At 75.5% G+C, this 3,535-nt stretch carries 2 protein-coding genes; one reads left to right on the forward strand and one right to left on the reverse strand.

The annotated features are described in order from the left end of the window. Positions 1-11: 11 nt before the first annotated feature. Entirely contained in the window at positions 12-2,351 is a 2,340-nt protein-coding gene (locus ACFUEL_RS37030) for a pyruvate dehydrogenase (RefSeq protein ID WP_380242182.1), read from the reverse strand. 291 nt (positions 2,352-2,642) lie between these two features. On the opposite strand from ACFUEL_RS37030, the gene ACFUEL_RS37035 reads away from it, so the two are divergent. Then, entirely contained in the window at positions 2,643-3,161 is a 519-nt protein-coding gene (locus ACFUEL_RS37035) for an Lrp/AsnC family transcriptional regulator (RefSeq protein WP_380242184.1), read from the forward strand. Positions 3,162-3,535: the final 374 nt, after the last annotated feature.

Here is a 3,535-nt window from a genome sequence, read left to right on the forward strand (position 1 = left end):
GGCACCGCCGTTCACTCGGTGAGGTCGAGGGCGGCGCCGACGATGCTGTCCGTGTCGATCCCGTGGTGGCGGTAGACCTCCTCCAGCGAGCCCGACTGCCCGAAGCGGGTGACGCCCAGCCTGCGGGACGGGACGCGGTGGAGGTTGGCGAGGAAGGCGAGGGTGTGCGGATGTCCGTCCAGGACGGTGACCAGCGGCGTGGCCCGCTCGGCCGGGAAGACCTGGTCCAGGATCCAGTCGGGCGCCTCGCCGTGCCCGGCCCGCGCGTCGAGGGCCCGGTAGAGGAGTCCGGGGCTGGTCACGCACACCACGTCCGCCGGGACGCCGAGTCCCTGGAGGCGGTCCGCGGCGGCCAGCGCCTCGGTCACCACGGCGCCCATGGCGGCGATGGTGACCCGGGCGCCCGGAGTCCTGCGCAGCGGGTAGGCACCGGCGACGACCTGGCGGCGGCGGCGCTCCCGGGCCGCCGGATCGGCGGGGACCTGCGCGAGGGCCTGGTCGACGGGACGGGTGGACAGCCGCAGGTAGGCGGAGCCGCCGTCGGGCCGGCCGAGGCGGGCGAGGGCGGCCAGCAGCGTCCACTCGGTGTCCAGGGCGAACGCGGGCTCCCAGGTCGTGCAGCCGGGCTGCTCGATGCCCAGCGACGGCGTGGTGATCGACTGGTGCGCCCCGCCCTCGGGGGCCAGCGTGACACCGGACGGGGTGCCGACCAGGATCGACTGGCCGCCCGCGTAGATGCCGAACGACCAGGGTTCCAGGGCCCGTTGGACGAAGGGGTCGTAGAGCACCCCGATGGGCAGCAGCGGTTCGCCCCAGCGGCTCCAGGTCGCGCCGAGTTCGCCGAGCAGGCCGACCAGGTTGGTCTCGGCGATGCCCAGTTCGATGTGCTGGCCGGTCGGCCGCTCGCGCCAGTGCAGGACGGTCTCGGCGTCGTCGGCGAACCAGTCCACCCGTTCCGTGGGCGACCAGACGCCGACCTTGTTGACCCATCCGCCCAGGTTGGTCGACGAGCTGACGTCGGGGCTGACCGTCACGATCCGCCGCGCGGCCCCGGGCGCGCTGCGGGTCAGGTCGAGCAGGGCCCGTCCCAGCGCGGCCTGGGTGGTCGCCGTGCCCGTCGGCGTGCGTCCGATGTCGGAGGGGACGGCCGGGGGGCGCGTGGCGGGGACGGCCTCCCGGCGCAGCCGCGCCGCGGCCCGCTCGCACAGGCGGGCGGCGGCCGAGTCCGCGGCGAAGCCCCGCCAGGGGTCCGCGGGGTCGGTGCCGACCCGGTCGGCCAGCTCCCGCATCTGGTCGTCCGTCAGCAGGGAGGAGTGGTTCTGCGGGTGGCCCTGGACCGGCAGGCCGTACCCCTTGACCGTGTAGGCGAGGATCACCGTGGGCCGGTGGTCGTCCACCTGGTGCAGCGCGGCGTCGAGGGCCGGCAGGTCGTGGCCGCCCAGGTTGCGGAGCGCCGCCAGCAGGGTGGCGTCGTCGGTCTCCGCCAGCAGTCCGGTGATCGCCGGGCCCTCGGGGCCCGCTCCGGGCAGCCGGTCGCGCAGCTCTGTCGCCGGGCAGCGCAGCAGGCGCTGGTACTCGGGGTTGGACATGGCGTCGAGCCGGGCCCGCAGGGCGTGGCCGCCGGGGCGGGCGAACAGCTCCTCCAGGAGGGCGCCGTACTTGAGGGTGAGGACCTGCCATCCGGCGGCGGCGAACATGCCGCGCAGGCGGTCGGCCGCGATGTTCGGCACGACGCGGTCCAGGGACTGCCGGTTGAGGTCGACGATCCAGACCAGCTCGCCGAGGTCGGCGACCTGCGGGTCCAGGACGGCCTCCCACACCGCCCCCTCGTCCAGCTCCGCGTCGCCCACCAGTGCGTACTGCCGGCCCGCGAAGCCGCTGCCGGTGCTCCCGGTCGCGTACCGGCGCGCCAGGGCCCCCCAGATCGTCGCGGTGGCGCCGATGCCCACCGAGCCGGTGGAGTAGTCGACCGGATCGGGGTCCTTGGAGCGGCTCGGGTAGCTCTGCAGGCCGCCGAAGGCCCGCAGGGTGGGCAGGTGGGAGGCGTCCAGCTCGCCGAGCAGGTGGTTGATCGCGTGCAGGACCGGCGAGGCGTGCGGCTTGACCGAGACGCGGTCCTCGGGGCGCAGGTGCCGGAACCACAGCGTCGTCATGATCGACACCATCGAGGCGCAGGACGCCTGGTGGCCGCCGACCTTGAGCCCGGACGGGTTGGGGCGCACCCGGTTGGCGTGGTGCACGATCGCGCTGGACAGCCACAGCACGCGGTCCTCGATCTCGTGCAGCACCTCGGGGGCGGCGTCGGGGGTCGTGTCCGTGGTCCGCCGGGGGGCGGCTGGTGCGGTGGTCATGACGAAACGGTCTCCTCGCGCTCGGCACCTGCGGCGCGCGCACGTGCGGCCGGCGGTGACTGGGGCGTTCCACGGCGGCGTGCGACGCGCGCCGGGCGCTCCCCGGCGTGCCTCCGGGCCGGCCCACGGCCGTGTCACGGTCGGCGGCGCGCGGCCAGGGGCGGATCCTCTGCCGGGGGCGGTTCGCTGCGGACGAGGAGACCATCCGGCCTGGTCGCCGCACAAGAAGACGCCGCGAAATGACGCAGAATGCCCAATACCCCGTTCCCTCACCCCCGGAAGGCGTGCACCGTGCCCAGTCAACCGCCCCCTCGTCCCCGGAAGGTCCGCGCCGGATCCGGCCCCGAACGGATCGACCCCACCGACGCCCGGCTGCTCGTGGCGCTCTGCGACCACCCCCGCGCCACCACGGTGGCGCTCGCCGAGGCGAGCGGACTGAGCCGCAACACCGTCCAGGTGCGGCTGGCGGCGCTGGAGCGCACCGGGGCCGTCGGCTCCTTCGAGCGGTGCGTCGACCCCGCGGCCCTGGGGTACCCGCTGGCCGCGTTCGTGACCGTCCGGGTGGCCCAGCGCCGGTTGGACGAGGTGGCGCGGGCGCTGGCGGCGGTCCCCGAGGTGGTCCAGGCGCACGGGCTGTCCGGTGACACCGACCTCCTGGTGCAGGTGGTGGCGGTGGACGCCGAGGACCTGTACCGGGTGGCCGGGCAGATCCTGGAGATCCCGGGGGTGGAGCGCACGAGCACCTCGCTCGTGATGCGCCCGCTGGTCCCGTACCGGCTCGCTCCGCTGCTGCGCCGGGCCGCCGACTGAGCGCGCGGCCGGACCGCGCCCCATGCTCCGGCCGAAGAATTCGTGCCCCGAACGCTTGCTGTTATCACATATAGCGCCCTACGGTGGCACCAGCGCCGCGGCCGACACGGGAGCGCCGGACCACCCGGCACCGCCGCCTCGGACACCGTCGGCCGCGGGTCGAACCGCCGGCCCGGCCGACCGCCTCGGAGCCGGGCCCACCACCGGAACACAGGAGCAGCACCGTGCGCATCGCCAACCTCTCCGGCCGCCTGGTCCTCGTCGTCGACGGCCTTGCCCTCGACCTCGAGCGGGCCAGCGGCGGCGGCGTCGCCTCCGACCCGCAGGCCGGCTACCAGCGGTGGGGGGGGTTCCGCCCGTGGGCGGCGCCGGGC

The organism is Kitasatospora sp. NPDC057198 (assembly GCF_042670125.1).
Taxonomy (GTDB): domain Bacteria; phylum Actinomycetota; class Actinomycetes; order Streptomycetales; family Streptomycetaceae; genus Kitasatospora.

Coding starts and splice junctions, on each gene's coding strand:
- ACFUEL_RS37030 (WP_380242182.1), bottom strand. CDS start 2,351: ATGACCACCGCACCAGCCGCCCCCCGGCGGACCACGGACACGACCCCC.